The 3,215-nt window shown below is 65.5% G+C and carries 3 protein-coding genes; all 3 read left to right on the forward strand.

The window, feature by feature from the left end:
* A partial coding sequence (locus LG396_RS38670) for an ABC transporter substrate-binding protein (protein WP_225798290.1) occupies positions 1–1,170 on the forward strand: 1,170 nt, incomplete at its 5' end.
* A gap of 202 nt (positions 1,171–1,372) precedes the next feature.
* Positions 1,373–2,326 (forward strand): carbohydrate ABC transporter permease, encoded by a 954-nt coding sequence (locus tag LG396_RS38675; RefSeq protein ID WP_100302727.1) that lies wholly within the window; start codon positions 1,373–1,375, stop codon positions 2,324–2,326.
* Positions 2,323–3,215 (forward strand): carbohydrate ABC transporter permease (locus tag LG396_RS38680; protein ID WP_225798291.1); only part of this gene is annotated, 893 nt, incomplete at its 3' end. The genes LG396_RS38675 and LG396_RS38680, both read left to right, overlap by 4 nt.

The raw sequence follows: 3,215 nt of genomic DNA on the forward strand, positions 1-3,215 counted from the left end.
ACCACCATCAAGTTGGTGGCGGCCGATTACGGTGACAAGGCGTCGAATGCGTCCAAGGTGTATTGGGACGATGTCGTCAAGCGTTTCGAGGCGAAGAACAAGGACATCAAGGTCGATGTCCAGGTCATCAACTGGAATGACATCGACGCCAAGGTCAAGACGATGATCCAGGGTGGGAACGTCCCGGACATCCTGCAGACCGGTGGTTACGCGGACAAGGTCGCCGATGATCTGCTGTACGAGGCGGATGAGGTGCTTTCGCCGAAGACGAAGGAGAACCTCATCGCGTCCTTCGCGAAGGCCGGTGAGGTCGACGGTACGCAGTACGGCATCCCGTTCGTGTCCTCGGCGCGGTTGATGTTCTACAACAAGGAAGTCCTCGACAAGGCCGGTGTTCAGGTTCCGCAGAGCTGGGACGACGTCGCGGCGGCGGCGCAGAAGATCAAGGACAAGAAGGCCGCGGAGATCCCGTATGCGCTTCCTCTGGGTCCGGAGGAGACGCAGGGCGAGACGATGATGTGGGAGCTGGGCAACGGCGGCGGGTTCACCGACGCCGAGGGCGAGTACACCCTGGACAGCGCCCAGAACGTGGAGACGTTCGACTGGCTGAAGGAGAACCTGGTCGACCCGGGTCTGACGTATGAGAACCCTGCCACCACGGACCGGAAGACGGCGTTCGCCGATTTCGCGGCGGGCAAGGTGGGCATGCTCAACGGCCATCCGACGTTGATCCAGATGGCCAAGGACGGCGGTGTCGACTATGACGTGGCGCCGATCCCGGGCAAGGACGGTCCGCTGGATTCGACCCTGGGTGTCGCGGACTGGATGATGGCGTTCAAGGACGGCGGGAAGCAGGAGCAGATCAAGAAGTTCCTGGACTTCGCGTATGCGGAGGAGAACACGCTCAAGTTCGACGAGATGTACAACCTCATGCCGGTGACCACGGACACCCTTGAGACGATGCAGTCGAACGGTAAGCACAAGGACCTGGAGCCGTTCTTCGAGGTGCTGCCGGCCGCGGAGTTCTACCCGCTGGGCAACACGAGCTGGGACGTGGTCTCCGCGGAGATCAAGAAGTCGGGCGGCAAGGCCGTCTCCGACGACCCGGGCAAGGTGCTGGGCGAACTGCAGGGCAAGGCCGAGGACGCCGCCGCCGACATGGGCGAGTAACCCCGACCGGGTCCAGGTTGTGAACAGCCCCCGGTGACCGTGCCGGGCCGGGCCGCCGCACGCCGTGCCGCGCGCGGCGGCCCGCCCCCGGCGCCCTCACCCGGCACTCCGTGTTCCCGCGCGGCCCGCGTACGACGCGTTGCCGTGTTCCCGTAGTCCTTTGTGCGGTCCCCTCAACCGCCGTACCCGCAAGGAGTTTCCCGTGCCCGTCACGGTCAAGGAGCCCGCGGCCGCTGCCGGTCCCGGGCCCGGCGGGCGGAAGACCGGGCCGCAGCGCCGCCGTCGAGGCGGCCTGGCCCGGCTCGGTCCGCTGCCCTGGATCGCCCCCGCCGTCCTGCTGATCGTCGTGGTGGTGCTGTGGCCCATCTACGAACTGATCCGCACCTCGTTCCTGAACATCAGCATCAGCGGTTTCGTCCGCGGCTCGGCCGGCACCGAGAAGTACCGGCAACTCTTCGACGAGTCCGGCTTCGGCAGCGTGCTGATGATGACAGTGGTATGGACCGTCGCCGTCGTCGGCGTCACCATGCTGGCCTCGCTGGGCCTGGCCCAGCTGTTCAACAAGCCCTTCCCGGGCCGTACCGTCACCCGCTGGGCGCTCATCGCGCCGTGGGCCGCCTCGGTGCTGATGACCGCCATCGGCTTCCGCTGGATGCTCGACCAGACCGCCGGCGTCCTCAACACCCTGATGACCGACCTCGGTCTCATCGACGGGCCGAAGGACTGGCTCGGCGATCCCGCGACCGCCTGGCCGTGGATGATGTTCGTCGCAGTCTTCGTCTCCCTGCCGTTCACCACCTACACCCTCCTGGCCGGGCTGCAGACCATCCCCCACGAGGTGTACGAGGCCGCCCGTATCGACGGCGCCAACTCCCGCCAGACCTACTGGCGGGTGACCGTGCCGCTGCTGCGGCCGGCGTTCCTCGTCGGCTTCGTCATCAACCTCATCAACGTCTTCAACTCCTTCCCCGTCATCTGGGCCATGACCAAAGGCGGGCCCGGCAGCGACACCGCCACGACCACGGTGTTCATGTACCAGCTGAAAGACACCGACATCGGCGAATCCGCCGCCATGTCCGTCGTCAACTTCGCCATGGTCGTCGTACTCGTCCTGATCTTCCTCAAGGTCAGCCGCTGGAACAAGGAGGACGCATGACCCTCTCCGCGCCCTCACACACACCCGAAGACGGACCCCTGGCCAAGGAAACCCACCCCAACGGCCCGAAGGGCGGCACCGGGGGCAAGGGCGGCAAAGGCGCCGCCAAGCGCCGGAAGTACGGCCCGCGGACCCTGGTCATCGCCGCGAGCGCCTGGATGCTGGCGGTCATCTTCATCGCACCGTACCTGGAGATGATCATCACCGCGCTGCGGCCCGCGGACGAACTCCGCGACCGCACCTACCTGCCCACATCGTTCGAGTGGAACAACCTCGTCGACGTCTGGAAGGAATCCACCCTCGGCGACAACCTCCAGGTCACACTCCTGATCGCGGGCGGCGCCACACTGCTCGTGCTGCTGGTGTCGCTGCCGGCCGCCTACTACACGGCGCGCGTGCGCTACCGCGGCCGCAAAGCGTTCCTGCTGCTGGTGCTGGTCACCCAGATGTTCCAGCCCACCGCGCTCCTCATCGGCCTCTACCGCGAGTTCCACCAACTCGACATGCTCAACTCGACCTGGACCCTGATCCTGGCCAACGGCGCGTTCAACCTCGCCTTCGCGATCTGGATCCTCACCGCCTACATCTCCTCCATCCCAGCCGAACTGGAAGAAGCCGCGATGGTCGACGGCACCGGACGCTTCGGCGCCCTGTTCCGCGTGACACTGCCACTGGCCATGCCCGGCGTGGTCACCGCGGTCATCTTCACCTTCATCTCCAGCTGGAACGAATTCGTCATGGGCCTCACCCTCATGACCGAACCGGAGAAGCAGCCGCTGACCGTCGGCATCAACAACTTCATCGGCAACTACACCGTCGAATGGAACTACCTCTTCGCCGCCTCCGTCGTCGCCATCATCCCCGTCGTCGTCCTCTTCGCCTTCATCGA

Origin of the sequence: Streptomyces aculeolatus, from assembly GCF_020400605.1 — a bacterium.
Classification (GTDB): Bacteria; Actinomycetota; Actinomycetes; order Streptomycetales; family Streptomycetaceae; genus Streptomyces; species Streptomyces aculeolatus.